This is a genomic window from Neptuniibacter marinus (genome assembly GCF_001597725.1).
In the GTDB taxonomy this organism is placed as follows: domain Bacteria; phylum Pseudomonadota; class Gammaproteobacteria; order Pseudomonadales; family Balneatricaceae; genus Neptuniibacter; species Neptuniibacter marinus.
Genome location: NZ_LUTR01000001.1, coordinates 108,364 through 125,207, shown reverse-complemented (window position 1 = coordinate 125,207; position 16,844 = coordinate 108,364). Strand labels below are relative to the sequence as shown.

The window sequence follows — 16,844 nt, the reverse complement described above, 5'->3', positions numbered from 1 at the left end:
GATGCGGTAAATGTGTTGAGAAAACCGATGAACACTAAAAAAATAAAAAATACGATAGCTAAATTTAAGAAAGCTGACTTATCCCAAGTTAAAGACGTGGAGTTGCGTAGTAAGGGTGAAAAATTACAATCGAAGCAGGGTGGTTTTACCTTGCTTGAGCTTTTGGTTGTAGTGGCAATTTTGGCCATTATTGCCGGTGCAGTTATCTCTAATATGGACGGTAAAGAGGAAGGCGCAGCACAAGCGACCGCTGTTCATACTATGGCGACCCTAGAAAATAGTATGAATATTTTTAGTGTTGCAGAAAAACGTTTACTGCCGGGTGGATTAGATTCGTTGATTTGTTCTGCTGGTGTTAGTGATTCAGGCGGTGAGTTGGTAGTAGATTTAACTTCTTTAAATGGAGCATCGTCAGCGGTATTGAGTGCTAGTGGACTTACATCTAATGTGCCGCGAGTACATGGTGGTCTTACTAACGATATGTATGAAAAGTTGGAATTGGTCGATGTGACGTCCGGCGCTTTAAGTGCATTATCTGCGAATGGTTTAACTTCCCTTCGCTATGCTCTTGGTACTGTTTGTAATGCTACGGCAGAAGAGACGATTGCTGGTAGTGCTGAGGATGTGGCACTGGTAGATGTTACTAAGCCATCGATGATTTTTAATGACCTTGTGGCAGACGACGATGAGTGGGAATTTGGTGCAGGTGCTGCTGCGGACTTTACTGATCTAACTTCTATGGGAACCGATACTGTTCCTATGGCATTCTTTAATGAGCCTGAAGAATTAGGGCAAGATGAAGAAGCTGTATTAGCTGTCTTTGGTGTTGGCCCAAGTGCTGATTTAGGTTCAGTGATTGCCCGTGCGCCACAGGATGGTAATGCACCTGCGGATAAATATTCTAACTTCTCTATTGTCGTTAAAGTAGCTGAATGTCCGGATGGTTCAAATATCGAAGATGATATTGCAGGTACTTGTGCACCTGCTTTGTGGGAAGACGTAGGCGAGGATATGGAAGTTATTGCAGTACTTGATGCTGGTGGCGATGCTTACGATGATGAGATTGCAGAAGCAAAAGGTAACGAGGAAGAGTAATCACTCCTAATGTTGGCAGAGGGGGAGAGCCCTCTGCCTTTTTTATTATTTAATCGAGTGATTGTATGGTTTGAAATGGTCGTGAGTGATGTCTAGCCAAGGGCTAGACATTATTTAACAGATCGACAGATCACATAGCTAGTTTGTTCTAGCAATTATTATAAAAACAATAAAAATCATGTGGCTATCAATGTATTTAGCAGACAGACAAAAAGAAGTTGTTCTATTAGACCGTTTGCCTAAAAGTGTCAAGGACGATCCTTTTAGGCAAGCGGTTTTCCGCTACCAGTCCGGTTTTACTTTATTAGAGATGATGGTGGTTGCCGCATTGTTGCTAGTAGTGGCGGGCGGCGTTGTCACTTCATTTCGGGATGTAGGTTCAGACGCATCTGAGCAAGCGGCCCGTTATCAAATGCAACAAATAGGTGACGCGATAGAAGCCTATTATACCGATACTGGTGTGATTCCTTCCCGTGAAACGCCTGCCGATCTGTCTTTTCTTTTTAAAAACCTAGACCCCAGCTATGACGAAGATGAGAGTTCTTGGAATCCCGATTATCGCCGCGGTTGGCGCGGCCCCTATTTAAGCGGCCATAAATATCTTTATGTGGATATAGGTGATGATCTGACTGCTAGTGGCGCTGATGCTACGCAGGGACAACCCTATTTCATCTATAACACCGAGTTAGAATCGGTGGTTGCCATTGCGGACCCATTTGATCATTACCCCGTGGATGAGGGGGTCAGTCGTAGTAACGATGGATGCCATAGCTCTCCTTGTTTATTGGAATGGCGCAAAGTTTCAGAGGCCGATAGTACGTTATTTTCTCAGCTAGGGAGGCCTTATCTGGCCATAGATTTGGATCTATTGGCAGGCGAGCGCGATCCATTTGTGCCAGGAGCTGCGCGTTTGGTGAGTTTGGGTTCTAATGGTGTGTATGAGCCCAATAGCTGTGATTACGCTGAAACAGATGACGAGGAAGACGATTATTGCAGTCAAGATCTACTATGTAGCAGCAGCGGGGATGATATCGTTTTATGTCTACGTTAATTGCTACGCATTCAATTGGCAAAAACCGGTGTCGTGCTAAGGTTAAGCAGCAAGGCTTCACATTGCTCGAATTAGTCTTAGTCATGCTCATTATCGGTTTAATCGCTAGTACCCCTTTAGCTTTTATTGATAACCAAGATAATCAACTTCGTTACGATGAAAGCTTAGCGAAAATGAAGCTTATTAAACGGGCTATTTATAACCAATCAACCTACCAAAACCAATCACTTTTATCGGGTTTTGTGGTCGATAACGGTGTGCTACCACCCACTAGCGGTACGGCCTCGCAAGCTGCTTCTGAGTTATTTCCATTGATTTATAAAGATGACGTGTGGAACAAAGATGGTAGTAATGATTGGGCTGCTTTTGGCAGTGTAACTCCCTACCTGAAGTTGAGTGCTTCAGGTAGTTCTTTAGCATCTTCCTCATATGCTCAGCTAAAAGGTTATCGCGGGGCTTATTTGCAGGAAGGTATCGATAGTAATAACGAGTTTTTAGATGGTTGGGGGGTAGGTTTTGAAGTGAGTAGCACAGCGGTTGGTGACTACTACTTTAATTTTAAAGGCGATGACAGGCAACATCCTTCACCCTTCGATGTGCCTGTTTCTGGTGCGGTTTCGAGTTTAGATTGGCAAGTTCCGTTGAATCAGCTTGATATTCAAGTAACGAATTACAGTGCAAACCCTCAGAAAGTTGCGCTAGCTGTTTTTAAAAATAAAGCAGTTTCCACCCCAGCGGAGCGTTGGACTACCTATTATTTCTCAGTAGCTGCGGCTTCTGGGGGAGTACCTTCAATCGAAAGGTCTCGCTTGTTTACTTCATCAGAGTGGATGGAAAGTGGTGCTAGTGTCACGCCTTCAAGTACTTATATTCCCGCAGGGCAGCATGCTGTTTTTGTGATTGATGACGCTAATGTCATTACAGGCTATGACCGTCTCTTAGTTATCCCTCGTTCTACGCAACCATCTTTACAGTTCGAGGTTGATTAATGTTGTCGTTCCTTCATAAAAAAATAGCGGGAAAAGGAATTCTTGTTCTTAAAGTCAACGGTTTTGATTTAAAAGCGACAGTTATTAATGGGAATCGTGATGAATTAAAAGTAACAGTTTCTGTTACCTCTCATAAGGTTGAGCCTATTGCTGCTTTAGGTGATGTCTTTGAGCAGTTGCAAAATGTATTAGGTAAAAATATGCCTAATACAGTGCTATTACTGCATGTTAGCGCGATCTCCGGTTTGGTTGAGGTGACCGAGAGTTTTGAATCTGAAGATAAAGGCAATCTTCTGGAGATGCTGCGTTGGGAGATGGAAGGCATTGTTGCAACTCAATCGCCAAATTGGGACTTAGGTTGGTTACTGATGGGGCGTGGTTATATAAATGCTGAGCAGCGCGAGACACTAACAACCTTAGTAGCTGAAGAAAAGGCTCAACCAAGTGGGCGAGGTCCGATGCGGTATGGTGAAGTCGCTATTCGTGAACAGATGGTATCTAAAGAGCAGATTTCAGAATGTTTACATATTCAACAGCAGTTGCAGTTATCTGATCAACGTTTAGTTACTCAATGGCGGCCTCAATTGGATAAAGCGTCTGATCCCGTGGGGATGCTGGATGCGGGCGATGCAGCCAAAAAATATTTATGTACCTCTATGCCTATTGCCCAGCATCAACAATGGTTGGAAGCTGTCAAAAAAATAAGTGGTTCAGCTAAAGTACCTCGCCTTAATTTAAGACAGGTCTACCCCTTTGCTGGTTCGACAGTCCCTTTGCTAGGTGAGAGTGACGAAACCATTCTACTGACTGAATTTCACCAAGCTTATATTTACTGCATGGTACTTTCTAATGGCCGCGTATTAGATGCTGCAATGATTAAGTGTTCTAACCAGCCGGTAGATATCTCATCGGTGGCTGACCTTATAGGCAATGGGGCTTTTGTTGATATAGCACGTTGGTTTGTTGCTGATTTTGATCATGCTTATTCCGAGCAGGTCTCATATCTTGAAACTGTTTTGGGGCTGACGCCAGAGTCTCTTGTTAGTCGTACGCAACTCAATGATGAGGCGCTGTTATGTGAACTTGGTGTTGCCCAACACTTTTTGGGGGCATCACCACTCTTATTAGCTCCACTAGCGGGTATGCCGCCGCCAGATCCTTTTTATCGCAGTAAAAACTTTAAAGTCTTTATGGGAGTGCTAACTGTTCCGCTTTTTATTGCCGCTTATGAAGGTTATTACCATTGGACGCTTGAAGAAATTAGGCAGGAGCTGATTGCGAAAGAGGAGCAGCTTAATCGATTTAAAGCGTCTAAAAAAGAGCTGCGTAAAGAATCTCAAGAAGCGGAAAAAAATATCCAGCTATTTAAGGAAAAACAGAAAAATCTAACGCTGCTCCAATCTGAAAAGCAGCTGGTAGAACAAGTTATTGTTAAACGACAAGCATTTATGGCGCGTTTATTACCCGTACTGTCAGAAAGTATTAATGATGGAGTGGTGCTTGAAACACTCAAAGAAACCAAGTGGTATGAGTTTTCGTTGACAGGAAAAGCGGTAGATCAGGCCAGTATTGATGACTTCAACCAAGTGCTATCTATCAGTTTAGAGGCGCTGCATATGTATGTAGCTAAAAGCCCTAGTAATTTTAGTGGTGATACGGCTTTGATGCAAAACGGTGTTTATGCTTTTGAGTTTTTGCTTAAACATCAGGAGGCAGAATAATGTCGTTGTTTGAGACTATGGCGCCGCGGGAAAAATTGTTGTTACTGGTTTTAGGGTTGGCTTTGGTTCTAGGTGGCTACTTTTTTACTCGAGGGGCAGATCTAAATACACAAGTTTTGATTTTAGACGAGCAGTTGCAATCGGCTAAAAATAAACTATCCCGCGAACAAAAGAGGGGTAAGAAAGTTGTACTTCCTGAACTAAATGGTAAACAGATTAAATCCAAAGACATTAAAAAACTGGATCAGCAGGTTGAGGAAGAGAAAGCACTCTTATCTGGGTTTGGGCATGTATTTGTTGACCTACGCGATAAAACTAAAGTTGCTCAATTGGTAGGCGATGTGAATCGTAATGCGAAAGAAAGTAACTTGCAGCTGCTCTCAAAAGTTCAAAGCCAAGCGAACCTTATTCAGTTTGTCTCTACAAAAACGAAGAAGGCTTCTGCCTCATCGCTGAATAGACCATTGTACGACCTGCATTTACAGGGTGGTTATAGTGCATTGCATGGTTTTATTCAAAGACTCTCTAAATTGGAATACTCAGTTGTTCCCATCAAAGTACAGATTAGCCGAACTGACCGTACAGCATTGGGTGGCGGGCATGTGTTAGATATTCAGATTACGTTGGCATTGTAATGAATAGTCATTTTTATAAACAACAATTTGAAGATCTTTTGGCGTCTATGTTGGCACTCGGTGCCTCTGATATGCATGGCTCTGTAGATGTTTATCCGGTTTTTCGTATACAGGGAGAATTACTCGAACAGAACCAGTTGCCTGTTTTAGAAAGAGGGACGCTGAAAGGGATGGCCGAGGCGCTTTTATCAGCAGAGCAGTTCGAGCATTTAACAACTCAACGTAGTTGTGATTTAGGTTATAGCAACGCAGAGGGTGAACGTTTCCGTTTAAATTTTTATTTCGAACGAGGAGGCTTAGCATTTGCGGTACGTGCCTTAAATAATGCGTTTTGTACTTTCGAAGAGTTACGTCTTCCCGAGCAACTAGAAGTGATTGCAGGCCAAAAGGATGGGCTGGTTCTTGTTACGGGTACTACAGGCAGTGGTAAATCCACAACCTTAGCGAGCATGATTAACAAAATTAATGAGGAGCGTGCTTGCCATATTTTGACGATTGAGGACCCGATAGAGTTTGTTCACCCTAATAAATGCTCTGTCGTCCATCAGCGAGAAGTAGGTGAGGATGTACTGAGCTTTGCTGATGCTATTCGCAGTGCTATGCGAGAAGATCCTGACGTTATGCTGTTAGGCGAAATGCGAGATCTTGAAACTATGCATGCGGCAATTACTGCTGCGGAAACTGGACACTTGGTTTTTGCCACACTGCATACTAATGATGCTGTAGGTGTGATCGATCGTCTTGTCGGTATGTTTCCCGGTGATCTACAAAATACTGTCCGTCAGCAACTTTCCATGAGTTTGCGTGCTGTTGTTACGCAAATATTAGTGTCTTCCGCAGACGGATCGGGTCGTGTACCTGTGAATGAAATCCTGATGGTTAACGGTGCAGTGTCGAATCTGATCCGTGAGAAAAACTCTGCACAGATTCGTTCAGTGATGGAAACAGGTCGCTCACAAGGTAATCAAACCCTTGAATATGCTTTAGCTCTGCGTGTTAAAGATAAGCTAATTACTTATGAAAAAGCGCTGCAGTTAACCTATAGAAAAGAGCAGTTTGAAAACGCGCTCAAGGTTTTAAATAGGTAGGCTTATGGCGATTCGAGGAAAGGCTCTGCTTGAGGCAGCATTAAATCAAGGACTTATAACTCCTGAACAGCAAACAGGGGCGCGCTTAAATGCACGTCGTTTTCAGTTGGATGAGGTGACTGCACTTTGTTATCAGCAGCGTCTATCTTTGAGTAGCTTTTACCATGCTTATGCCAGTGAACAGGGATTACTCTTCGTTCGTTCATCACAGGTTCGGGTTAATAAGAAACAGCTAAACTTAATACCTCAAAGTCTTGTTCGTCAGTGGCGTATTTTACCGATTGAGGTTGCATCTAATGAAGATGAGGCGATCTATGTTGTTACTGACTCGCCTGAAAACCCTGCACTGGAGAAGCAAGTACAACGGATTTTTAAAACCGATATTAAGCTTTGTGTAACCGATCCGGAAACCTTCGAAAGCTGCTTACGTATAGATCTAGAGATACACACCCCTGAAGTAGGGTTTGATGCGGTGGAATCATTTAAGCAGCTATTAAATTCTGCCTATATGCACCGCGCTTCGGATATACATATTGAGCCTCAGACTGAATTTTATTTGATTCGTTTTAGGGTTGATGGACGTTTACAGCAGTATGGTAAGCGTTTTTCGCTAGCTGAAGGCAGCTCTTTGGTTAGTCGTATTAAAGTAATGTCCCATTTAGATATTGCGGAAACGCGCATGCCCCAAGATGGTGGTGCTGATTATGTAACACCTTCCAATATAGAGTTTGAAATGAGGGTGGCGACTGCGCCAACCAAACATGGTGAAAGGGTTACACTGCGACTATTAGGGACTGATAATCAATTATTAACCTTAACCCAACTGGGTATGTCATCTGAAAGCTTACGCCAGTTTAGCCGTGTTATTGCGCAACCTCATGGCATCGTTCTTATTACAGGGCCTACCGGTAGTGGTAAATCAACAACACTCTATGCCGCGCTTACTCAGTTAAAGTCCGAAAGTACTAATATTCTAACGGCGGAAGATCCTGTGGAGATGGTTGTCGAGGGTGTTTCGCAAGTACAGATGAATGCCAAAGTAAATTTCGCCTCAGCGCTACGTAGTTTTCTACGTCATGATCCCGATGTGATTATGGTGGGGGAGATACGTGATCCAGAAACGGCTGAAATTGCACTTAAAGCCGCGACTACAGGTCATATGGTTCTGTCCACTTTGCACACTAACTCGGCGATTGCTAGTGTTACAAGGCTTAAAAATATTGGCTTAGAGCCGTTTATGATCGCTTCTAGTTTACAGGGAGTCGTGGCACAGCGCTTGGCGAGAAGGCTTTGCCAGCATTGTAAGTTAGAGATGGAGGCTGACTTAGCTGAGTTAGATGCTTTAGGTATAGAGGAAACCGATCAAGTGGTAATGCTGTCCCATCCTCAGGGTTGTTCTCTTTGTGATGGCACAGGTTTTAAAGGTAGGATCGCGCTGTTTGAAACCTTGTGGGTGGATGATCTCCTTCGTGAGTTAATTACCCAGGGTGCTGACGAACAACAGTTACGTAAGCATGCGCAATACTATGTCAGCCTAGCCCATGATGGCTGCGAGAAAGTGATTCAGGGGTTAACTACATTAGATGAGCTTAAGCATTTAGGTTTAGTGCATAGGTTAGTGGAGGAGGGTAGATGAAGTTCTCCTACAACGGTATTAGCACATCGGGCGATGCTCGCAGTGGCACTATTTCGGCGGTCGATCATGATGCGGCAATCGCCAAACTGCAGAATAAAGGTATCTATATTACCGATATTCATGAAAGTACATCTAAAAACGAGAAAAATAAGCCGAATGTTGGTTTATTGGATGAGATCAGTGCGCTTCTACCGATTAAAAATTCACAAAAAATATTTTTCTTTAGGCAGTTTGCGTTAATGCTTCGCTCTGGGCTTTCGGTGACTGAAGGGCTCAATATATTAAGGGGAATACAGCGGGGAGGAATGCTTCGGATCATTGATGATATGAATGATCAAATTAGCGCAGGCAGATCTTTCTCCCAAGCGATGGAAAAGCATGAAGCTATATTTACGCCTTTAGCCTTGCATATGATTCGAAGCGCAGAAGCTAGTGGTGAATTAGAACCAGCGTTAGTACGTATCGCGAGTTTTATGGAGCGTCAGGCGGAGATTAAAAGCCAATTAATTTCCACCATGACCTACCCTGCGGTTGTGCTGTTTATGACGGTGGGTGTGTTTATCTTCTTGATGTCTACTGTCATACCTAAGTTTGCTGCTTTCTTTGCAAAAACGGGTCGCGTTCCGCCACCCGAAATGCTGCAGATGATGGGTATTTCCAATTTTATTCATCAATATTGGTGGCTGATTATCGTTTGCATCATTGCCATCTTAGTTTCCATTTTTATTACCTATAGGCAGCCCAAAGGGCGTTTGTTTCTAGACCTGATTCTTCTTAAGACACCGCTTATTGGCAAGATGATTTCGGCTAGCTCAATGTCACAGATTACTTGGGGGTTAACCAGTATGTTGCAAAGTGGCATATCTGTTGTGCAGTCGTTACAGATTATTAGCTCTTTGATTAATAACAAAATGATTGCACGGGATATATCTCAAGCAGCTGAGGATATTTTGCGTGGCGATGATATGGGGAAAAGCTTTCGTAAACCTTATATTGAAGGGCTTATTCAAGAGATGACGCTGGTGGGAGAACGTACCGGAAATATGGTGCAGGTGATGCAAGATGCTGGCAGTTTTTATGAGGAGCGGGTGCGTTCTATTACGAAAGCGTTGGCCGCTGCGATGGAGCCTATATCAATTCTGATGATCGGTGGGATTGTTGGATATGTTTACTATGGCTTCTTTAAATCAATGTTTGCTGTATCGGGTTAGGTGTTTTATGAATCGGATTTTTTTACTAATTACTTTGGTTGTTTGGAATACCGCGCATGCAGAGGAAGTTTTGGTGATGCGTGACCCTTTTAGTGAGCCACAAACACTTAAAAATACAGATGAGGCCGGTGGTCTTAACGGGGTGTTGAATACGTTTGGTCGTGGTTTTAGACGTATGCCTGATGATGTCAAAGTGCCGGTGCTGTTGTTTAAAGGGTATGTAGATAGGGGAAAAAGCCTCCCACCTATGGCATTGATCGAAGTTGCTGGGGATCGTGTTCACATGGTAACGGTAGGGGATGAGATTAATATTGATCCAACCAATCCTAGGCACGCAATAAGAATAACAAAAATTTCAAGGTTAAGTCTCACGATTGAGGCGGGTACTTTGGGGCAGATGAAGGTGCTTCGCTAATGGGTAATATCAAGATAATAATCAGTGCTGTATTACTTGCTTTCGCTCTTAATACTTCAGCTGCGGTTAAAATTTCTGAGATTGAGTTTTCTGAAACCCGCTTGGGTGATGTCGTTAGGGTGCTATCTGAATTATCACAGTCCAATATTATAGCGACCCCGAGTGCGATCAATAAAAGCATTACGATACACCTTAAGAACGTTTCAGAGGTTGATGCAATCAAATCCATCTGCCGCATTAGTGATCTCTGGTATCGTTATGATGAAGATACTCACACTTATCGAATCATGGGGCGAGAAGAGTACACGCGCGATTTAGTTGTACGAGAGAGTCAACGGATTGAGGTGTTTAGATTACGTAATGCAAATGTGCAAATTGTTGCTCAAGCGATTGAAGATCTTTATGGAGATCGTGTTGAGCTATCGCTAGGTATTGAAGCAGGGCAGTCTACATCGAGCCGAAGCGGCAGTCGCTCAAATAGTACATCCAGTCGTTCTTCAAGCCGTTCTTCAAACAACTCGTCACAGCGCTATGGCAGTAATGGCAATGCAGATACCTCTGAATTTTCAGTAGCGCAGATAGAGCAGCTGACACGGGTAAACAGCAGTAACAGTGTTATGCCTTTAGATCCTAATAAAATACAAGCGGTCACCTTACAACCCCAGCCTATCTATATAACAGTGAATAACGAGCATAATATGATCATCGCCCGAACAGACGATGATAAAGTGCTGGCCTCCATTTCTAGTTTGGTTAAGCAGATGGATATCCCTGTTCCACAAGTGATGCTGGAAATGAAGATTCTTAGTATCTCGTTGGGTGAAGATTTTAACTCTATTTTTAATTTTGAATTGGCCCCTTTTGGTAGTAATGATTCACTAACACCAACCTCATTTGGTAATAATGGCCTCTTAAATTCAGGCTCATTCCTTTACGAATATCTGAATGATCGTTTACGCGCTAACATTGAGTTTCTTGAAGAAAATAAGCGTTTAAAAGTCTTGTCCAATCCGATGGTATTGGCGTCTAACCATCGCGAGGCTGACCTCTTTATTGGTGAAGAGAGCCTTATGACGCGTGGTTTTACGTTTAACCCAGCGACCATCGATAGCGGTGTTGTTATTTCCCCTGCTTATATTGAGACGCAAACGGAGCTCAGAGAGATTGGTATCTCGTTAAAGATTACACCACGTATCAACTCTGATGGTTCTGTCCTGTTGGATTTAGAACAAGAGAGCTCAACCTTGAACCCCGGTGGCGGGACTGTTCCTGTGACCGACGGAACAGGTAATGTCGTTAACCTTTCGATAGATACAATTAATACGTCTCGCTTAAGAGGCGTAGTGGCGGCTCAAAATGGATTAACCGTTGCCGTAGGTGGTTTAATCCGCTCTACGGTTTCAAACAATGAGCGAAAAGTTCCACTTTTGGGTGATGTTCCTGTTTTAGGTGCTGCTTTTCGCAGTACGATTGAAGAGGAAGAAGAAACTGAAATGGTGTTGTTAATTACACCACGTATTTTGAATACACCGTCTAGCAGCCAAGAGTTAGAAAGAAGTAATAACCGTTTTTATCAGCAGTATAATCAGGGATTTCCTGATTTAGAAAAACCAGAACCGCGTTTTTTTAAGGAAGAAAATAAAGCCTGGAATAGCCGAGCTCAACAACCGGAAGTTAAGCCTGTTCAGCCACTACCGTCAAAGTCATCGAAAGGTACAAGTGCAACACAGGAGTGGTGGGATGCTGCGGATGAAGTTATGTTTGATGCGGGTTAATAACTGCTTTTAAAGAGAGGTGAGTGGCAGGATACCACTCGCCTTTTTTAAATATTCTTATGCCGCGTTGCGTTTTGTATGTCCACCGGTCATATGCTGCACTTCGCTACCCGTTAGCCCATCGCCTGCTAACGTGTAAGCTTTACCAAACCCTTTAACGTATCGGCCGCCTGTGGGGGTTAATTTAAATAGCTTAAAGTCTGATAATTGGCTGAGTTTATTGATTCGATCCCCATGACGTTCCGCTAAGGTATTGATGCCTAAGCTCCACTCTGGGCTGTCATAAGATAGAAGTTCAGCTTTTATAGAGTAATTAACACGCTTACGTGCAAACAACTCTTTGGCGCTGTCTTCATCCTGAATAATCATAACGGCAGCAACTGAATTTTCTTGCAGATTGGTCGCATGTACGGCCATTTCACTCAGTAACACGTATAAACAATCATCGCCAATTGCGAAGGGGGAATATGAGGCATAAGGCTCGCCGTTTTTTCCTGCAGTCGCTAACTGTAAGCTTTGGCGGCTATTGATAAATGTTAAGACTTCTTCCTGTACACGAATTTGTAGTGAATCATTGCTCATGGGAATTCCTATTCTTTTCTTAAGCTTAACTGCTGTTTGATTTGTTTAAAACGGGCTACTTGATCGGCGATTAATGTACCGTCCTCTGTTCGTCCTAAAAATACTTTAAAAATGTTGCTATCGTCTTTATCTTGGAAATTGAAGGCGTAACTTTCCTGACCTCGATGAGGTTTATCTTGAAAGTTAATATGATGAATGAGGTTTAAATTGATATGTCCATGAAAACCAGGAACCGGACCTGTTAGGTTGTAGTAACCATGGCCAATTTCACCTTTTGGAAAGGCCCCTTTAAACTCAAATACGGACCCACCATGTAAAATAATCGTAGTGGTATTGCCCCAAGTTGCTAACTCCTTCAGTAGTGCTTCAGCTTGATCACCAGTAAGTTGCGTATTTAGGGGTTGAGTATCTTCTTTATTCATTACTTTTTATGCTCTAAGTGGAAAATTAGCAGGGTGATTTGAAGGGGGAATCACCCTGCTAATTTAGGTGCTTTTATTTAGAACTTATACGTGGCGGCTAAAGATACTTCGCGACCCGCTTCATAAATTTCAGCCCATGCACGGCGGTAATATTCATCTGTTGCATTATTAACCGTGAGGTTGATGGTCAAATCTTTGAGAGCTGCTGGCTGCCAAGCTGCATATAGGTCGGTTATAGTGTAGTCATCATAGACATCACCTGTGGATAAGTCTTGCTCTTCCGCATGTAGCACACGTACCCCAGCTTTTAACTGGTTATTTAGGAAGCTAGAGCTTAGATCTGCAGACCAAGTATTAGCGGGAATATTGTTGAGTGGATCACCTGTCGCAAGGTCTTTACCACGTGTTTGGCCATAACCTAGTGCTAAATTAATATCGTTCTGGCTATACAAGGCGTTAATCTCAAACCCGTGCAGTTTTGCTTTATCAACGTTTTCCCAATAAGTGTTACCGGGGAATGGATTCATCGATACGGTCTGCTCAATAAAGTCATCTACACGGTTTTCAAAAATAGATGTTTTCAATGTCCATGCATTATTGATCTTTAATTTGGCCATTAACTCTGTATTAGCGGCTTTTTCTGCTTTTAAATCAGAATTGGGTAAAAAGGTGTTACACATGCCTGGCCCCATACAGAAGTGGGTGCCTGTACTGTAAAGCTCCTCAGCTGTTGGTGCTCGGAAGGCTCTGTCGTGTCTAAGGGTCAGTTCTAAGCTATCGGTTGTTTGCCAGATCAGTGCTGCGGAAGGGGATAGTTCATTATCCGAGCGGCTTTCACCTATGTTTTTTGCTTCTGTAGAGAAATAGTCATAGCGTGCACCTAGCTCCACTGTCCATTTATCTGATAGTGGAATAACCCCTTGGGCAAAAGCACCCCAGACATCAATGTCTGCATCAGGAGGGGTTGGACGATCAGCACCACTACGTTCAGCAGAAAAATTACTATGTGATCCATCAATTCCATAAAGCAGTGTGAAATTATCAAACTGTGATAGGTTATTAAGGTTTAGACCGTATGTGTCTTTTTCGGTGTTATCAATCCGACCATCACTTACCCGTGATTCATCCACATCGACACTATTCCAGTAAGCCATTACCTGTGCATTGAGTAGTGGTGATTCTGTATTGATTCTATAGTCTGCAGATAGGCTATTATTAACTTGATCTTTGTCTATCAGGAAAACACTGCTGCCATTGACATGGGATGCTCCATTAGAAGGAACCCCGCCTTCAACCGTTGCATGGCGCGCATTAAAAGCGATGGATTGGTCTTCGTTAATTTGCCATTCAACCTTAGCTAAAGCGCCTTGATCTTCTGAAGCCGAGTCTTCTAACGGCTGGCCGTTACCCATTTCTATGTTATTAGAATCACGACCATAACCACTAATTAGCCAGTCGACAGAATCGGTACGACCAGCGACAACAGCTGTTGTCGTCAATTGATCATTGTTAAAGTTAAAGCTACTTTTTACTAAACCGCCGACATCATCATCGCTCTCTAAAATATCAGCGGCATCAATAGTAGTTTGTGCGACTACACCGCCTAAAGCGCCTGACCCCCAAAGAGTACTAGCAGGTCCTTTAACGACCTCAACTGACTTCAGTATTATTGGATCTAAAAAGTAGCTTGCACGGTGCCCAGATTCAAAATCTTGTCGTACACCATCAACGGTTTGTAGCACACGATTGTCGCCTAAACCTCGGATATTAATGGTTTGGAAGCCAGGGCGAGAGCCCCCGTCAATTAATATATTAGGTTCATTCGCTAGGACTTCAGCGATCGACTGCGGTTGAATGTTATCGATTGTTTCCTTATCAACAACAGTGATAGGGCGTGAAACTTCATCAGATTTCTGTTCCATTCGGGTTGCGTTCACAACCACTTCACCGACATTAAAGACTGGGCTGTTATCAACAGCATCGGCCATTGCTGGAGCTGAAATAATACTACTGATGAGCACCGCTAAAGGTTTAGGTTTCATGAATTCCCCTATTACGTCAATGAGAATTGAGTTTTCTAGCTTGCTGCATATAGCGTTATCAGCAATGGCTAGCTCGTTAAATTTAGAGTTTTTTCTATCTCTCTAGGTCCTGATTGAGGGGATGCTACTATTTAATAAACACAATGTAAATGATAATGACTTGTATTTGCATTAGGTTTTATCCTGTTTTATTATGGCGGTCATTATTAGTCTTAAAGAATCATCGGGCGCTTTTTGCGCAAAGGTTATAGGGTTAGGTAACGGGTATTTATGACTCAGTTGGTTAAGAGAAAATGGGGTTTACTTGGCTGGCGAGTGCTGTTCATTAGTGCACTTATTTTGCTGCAAGAATGGGCTTTCGCTGCGTTGGAAAAACCGAGCTTTATGGATGAGGCCTCGGGGAAAGGTAGTCAGCTATCGCTCGCGATCTCGTTTAGTCGGCCACAGCCTGAACCTACTCAGGGGAAAATAGTTAACTCTTTGCCTGCTCAAGAGGCATTAAGGCATACAGAGCCTAAGCCTGAGACAACAGCGGATAGACCTGTACCTAAAGAAGAGGTCACTAAGGCGCCTGTAGTCGCAAATAAAGTAACAAAGAAAACAAGTAAACCGGCTATTACACAGCCAGTATCGAAAGAGGTTTTAAAGCCATCCCCCGTTCTCAAAAATAAGAGTGAAGCGCTAGCCAGTACATCAGTGGCTAAGGTGGAACCGAGTATTAAGCAGGTAAATCCTGATGCTAAAACAGTTGAGCCATCATCGGTACAGACTAATTCAGATACTCAATCCCTCACAGACCTAGAGGCTAATCCTCCCCATCGGAGCACAAGTGATCAGATGGAAGTGAGCGAGAAAATTATTACTAAGCCTGTTTTTGCGGCACAGCCTAAGCCGCCTCGTTATCCGGTGGTTGCTCGTAAACGAGGTCAGGAGGGTACTGTTTGGTTAGATATTTGGTTGGATGAAAAAGGTAACAAATCAAAGTTGGAAGTCACTCAGAGCTCAGGTTTGGCCCTGTTAGATAAATCAGCTTTAAAAGCTGTCTCCGAGTGGAAATTCAAACCTTATGAAAGGAACGGTATCCGTATCGCTTCGCGTGTCAGGATTCCGGTTGTTTTTTCACTTAATTGATCGTTGTTATAGGTTTTTAATATTATAAATTATGAATATCTTTGTTTTAACGCAACAGTATTTAGGGCCGCTAGGAATCCCATTATTAATCTGCTCTGTTCTTACCCTTTTGATATTGCTTGAGCGTATAACTGTGCTTTGTTATCACAGTATTCAGCGGAGCCTTCCTAGCGCTGGGATGGCGCTACTTAATCAACATGCAGATCAATCACGGGTTATGAGAACGGATATTGCGGCAATATGGCTGCATAACAGACAGCGAAAACTGAGTCATGGTATTCGTATGCTCCAAATTATAGCGTTAATTGCACCTTTGTTAGGGCTACTCGGGACTGTGATTGGTCTGATTCAAGTGTTTGATAATTTAGGTGATCACCAAGGACCGATTAACCCATCTATGATGGCCGAAGGGCTAGGAATCGCAATGAAAACAACCGCCGCTGGTTTGATTGTTGCTGTTCCCGCGGTTATTGGGGCGCATGGCTTTCAGCTTTGGGTGGATAAATTGATAGCAATGACAGAGCAAGTACTTAATGTAGGTAATCTTCGGATCGAAGGTGTTTGCACTGAGGCGCTAAAATGATTCGTGCACAGCAGAAGAGCCAAATAAATAGCAGTTTAGAACTTACCCCATTGATAGATATTATTTTTATAGTGGTGGTTTTTTTACTGTTAACTGCAAATACGCGTTTGCTCTCATTGCCGGTTGATATTCCTGATAGCGACAGTGAAATAGCCCTCCATGAAGAGTCTGAAAAACCGCTCACAATAAGTTTGTTGGATAAATCTCCAATCTATGCAATTGGAGAAGATCGCTTTTATGAATGGGCTGAGTTTAAACAGGCGCTGTTGGTAAATATTGCAGATCAAAAAGATCGGGCACTTTCAATTGCTGCTGCCCGTGATTCAGACGTCGAACCTTTGTTAAAACTTTTAGCCCTCCTCAATGAGCAGCAAATAACTAACACTCAAATTTTAATGGAAGACGCACAGCCATGATCTCTTTGCCGTTTCGATTATTTACACAAAAAAAGAATAGGTTTTCAGTCGT

The 16,844-nt window shown here is 43.0% G+C and carries 16 protein-coding genes; 13 read left to right on the top strand and 3 right to left on the bottom strand.

What is annotated here, in order from left to right; translation table 11 throughout:
• The first annotated feature begins 27 nt into the window (after positions 1-27).
• From A3774_RS00575 to A3774_RS00530, 10 genes are all read left to right on the top strand, one after another.
• On the top strand, positions 28-1,095 hold the full coding sequence (locus A3774_RS00575; RefSeq protein ID WP_067861926.1) for a type II secretion system protein: 1,068 nt from the start codon (positions 28-30) through the stop codon (positions 1,093-1,095).
• 190 nt (positions 1,096-1,285) lie between these two features.
• Positions 1,286-2,146 carry a prepilin-type N-terminal cleavage/methylation domain-containing protein gene (locus A3774_RS00570; RefSeq protein WP_067861923.1) on the top strand — a complete coding sequence of 287 codons (861 nt, stop codon included), beginning with the start codon at positions 1,286-1,288 and terminating at the stop codon, positions 2,144-2,146.
• Complete coding sequence (locus A3774_RS00565; RefSeq protein ID WP_067861920.1) at positions 2,134-3,135, top strand: type II secretion system protein; 1,002 nt, start codon at positions 2,134-2,136, stop codon at positions 3,133-3,135. Before A3774_RS00570 ends, A3774_RS00565 begins: the two co-directional genes overlap by 13 nt.
• Positions 3,135-4,856 carry a hypothetical protein gene (locus tag A3774_RS00560; RefSeq protein WP_067861917.1) on the top strand — a complete coding sequence of 574 codons (1,722 nt, stop codon included), beginning with the start codon at positions 3,135-3,137 and terminating at the stop codon, positions 4,854-4,856. The genes A3774_RS00565 and A3774_RS00560 overlap by 1 nt, the downstream gene beginning before the upstream one ends.
• Complete coding sequence (locus tag A3774_RS00555) at positions 4,856-5,491, top strand: hypothetical protein (RefSeq protein ID WP_067861914.1); 636 nt, start codon at positions 4,856-4,858, stop codon at positions 5,489-5,491. Before A3774_RS00560 ends, A3774_RS00555 begins: the two co-directional genes overlap by 1 nt.
• The gene (locus A3774_RS00550) at positions 5,491-6,579 is read left to right on the top strand and encodes a type IV pilus twitching motility protein PilT (protein WP_067861911.1); all 1,089 of its coding nucleotides are present in this window, start codon (positions 5,491-5,493) and stop codon (positions 6,577-6,579) included. The genes A3774_RS00555 and A3774_RS00550 overlap by 1 nt, the downstream gene beginning before the upstream one ends.
• A gap of 4 nt (positions 6,580-6,583) precedes the next feature.
• Complete coding sequence (locus tag A3774_RS00545; RefSeq protein WP_067861908.1) at positions 6,584-8,215, top strand: GspE/PulE family protein; 1,632 nt, start codon at positions 6,584-6,586, stop codon at positions 8,213-8,215.
• Entirely contained in the window at positions 8,212-9,426 is a 1,215-nt protein-coding gene (locus tag A3774_RS00540; protein WP_067861906.1) for a type II secretion system F family protein, read from the top strand. The genes A3774_RS00545 and A3774_RS00540 overlap by 4 nt, the downstream gene beginning before the upstream one ends.
• 7 nt (positions 9,427-9,433) lie before the next feature.
• Positions 9,434-9,841 (top strand): hypothetical protein, encoded by a 408-nt coding sequence (locus tag A3774_RS00535; RefSeq protein WP_067861904.1) that lies wholly within the window; start codon positions 9,434-9,436, stop codon positions 9,839-9,841.
• On the top strand, positions 9,841-11,616 hold the full coding sequence (locus tag A3774_RS00530; protein ID WP_067861902.1) for a type II secretion system protein GspD: 1,776 nt from the start codon (positions 9,841-9,843) through the stop codon (positions 11,614-11,616). Before A3774_RS00535 ends, A3774_RS00530 begins: the two co-directional genes overlap by 1 nt.
• 57 nt (positions 11,617-11,673) lie before the next feature.
• Here the strand turns inward: A3774_RS00530 and A3774_RS00525 are convergent, their stop codons facing one another.
• The 3 genes from A3774_RS00525 to A3774_RS00515 all read right to left on the bottom strand — a co-directional run bounded on the left by A3774_RS00525 (position 11,674) and on the right by A3774_RS00515 (position 14,662).
• The gene (locus tag A3774_RS00525; protein WP_067861899.1) at positions 11,674-12,198 is read right to left on the bottom strand and encodes a HugZ family pyridoxamine 5'-phosphate oxidase; all 525 of its coding nucleotides are present in this window, start codon (positions 12,196-12,198) and stop codon (positions 11,674-11,676) included.
• 8 nt (positions 12,199-12,206) lie between these two features.
• A complete protein-coding gene (gene hutX, locus A3774_RS00520; protein WP_067861895.1) occupies positions 12,207-12,620 on the bottom strand; it encodes a heme utilization cystosolic carrier protein HutX in 414 nt (137 codons plus the stop codon).
• Between the two features lie 77 nt (positions 12,621-12,697).
• The gene (locus tag A3774_RS00515; protein WP_067861892.1) at positions 12,698-14,662 is read right to left on the bottom strand and encodes a TonB-dependent hemoglobin/transferrin/lactoferrin family receptor; all 1,965 of its coding nucleotides are present in this window, start codon (positions 14,660-14,662) and stop codon (positions 12,698-12,700) included.
• Positions 14,663-14,932: 270 nt separating this feature from the next.
• Between A3774_RS00515 and A3774_RS00510 the strand changes: the two genes are divergently transcribed.
• The 3 genes from A3774_RS00510 (at position 14,933) to A3774_RS00500 (ending at position 16,792) form a co-directional block, all read left to right on the top strand.
• Positions 14,933-15,793: an energy transducer TonB gene (locus tag A3774_RS00510; protein ID WP_067861889.1), complete on the top strand. Its 861-nt coding sequence runs from the start codon at positions 14,933-14,935 to the stop codon at positions 15,791-15,793.
• Between the two features lie 178 nt (positions 15,794-15,971).
• Complete coding sequence (locus A3774_RS00505; protein WP_197467981.1) at positions 15,972-16,376, top strand: MotA/TolQ/ExbB proton channel family protein; 405 nt, start codon at positions 15,972-15,974, stop codon at positions 16,374-16,376.
• A complete protein-coding gene (locus tag A3774_RS00500; protein ID WP_067861883.1) occupies positions 16,373-16,792 on the top strand; it encodes an ExbD/TolR family protein in 420 nt (139 codons plus the stop codon). Before A3774_RS00505 ends, A3774_RS00500 begins: the two co-directional genes overlap by 4 nt.
• Positions 16,793-16,844 lie beyond the last annotated feature (52 nt).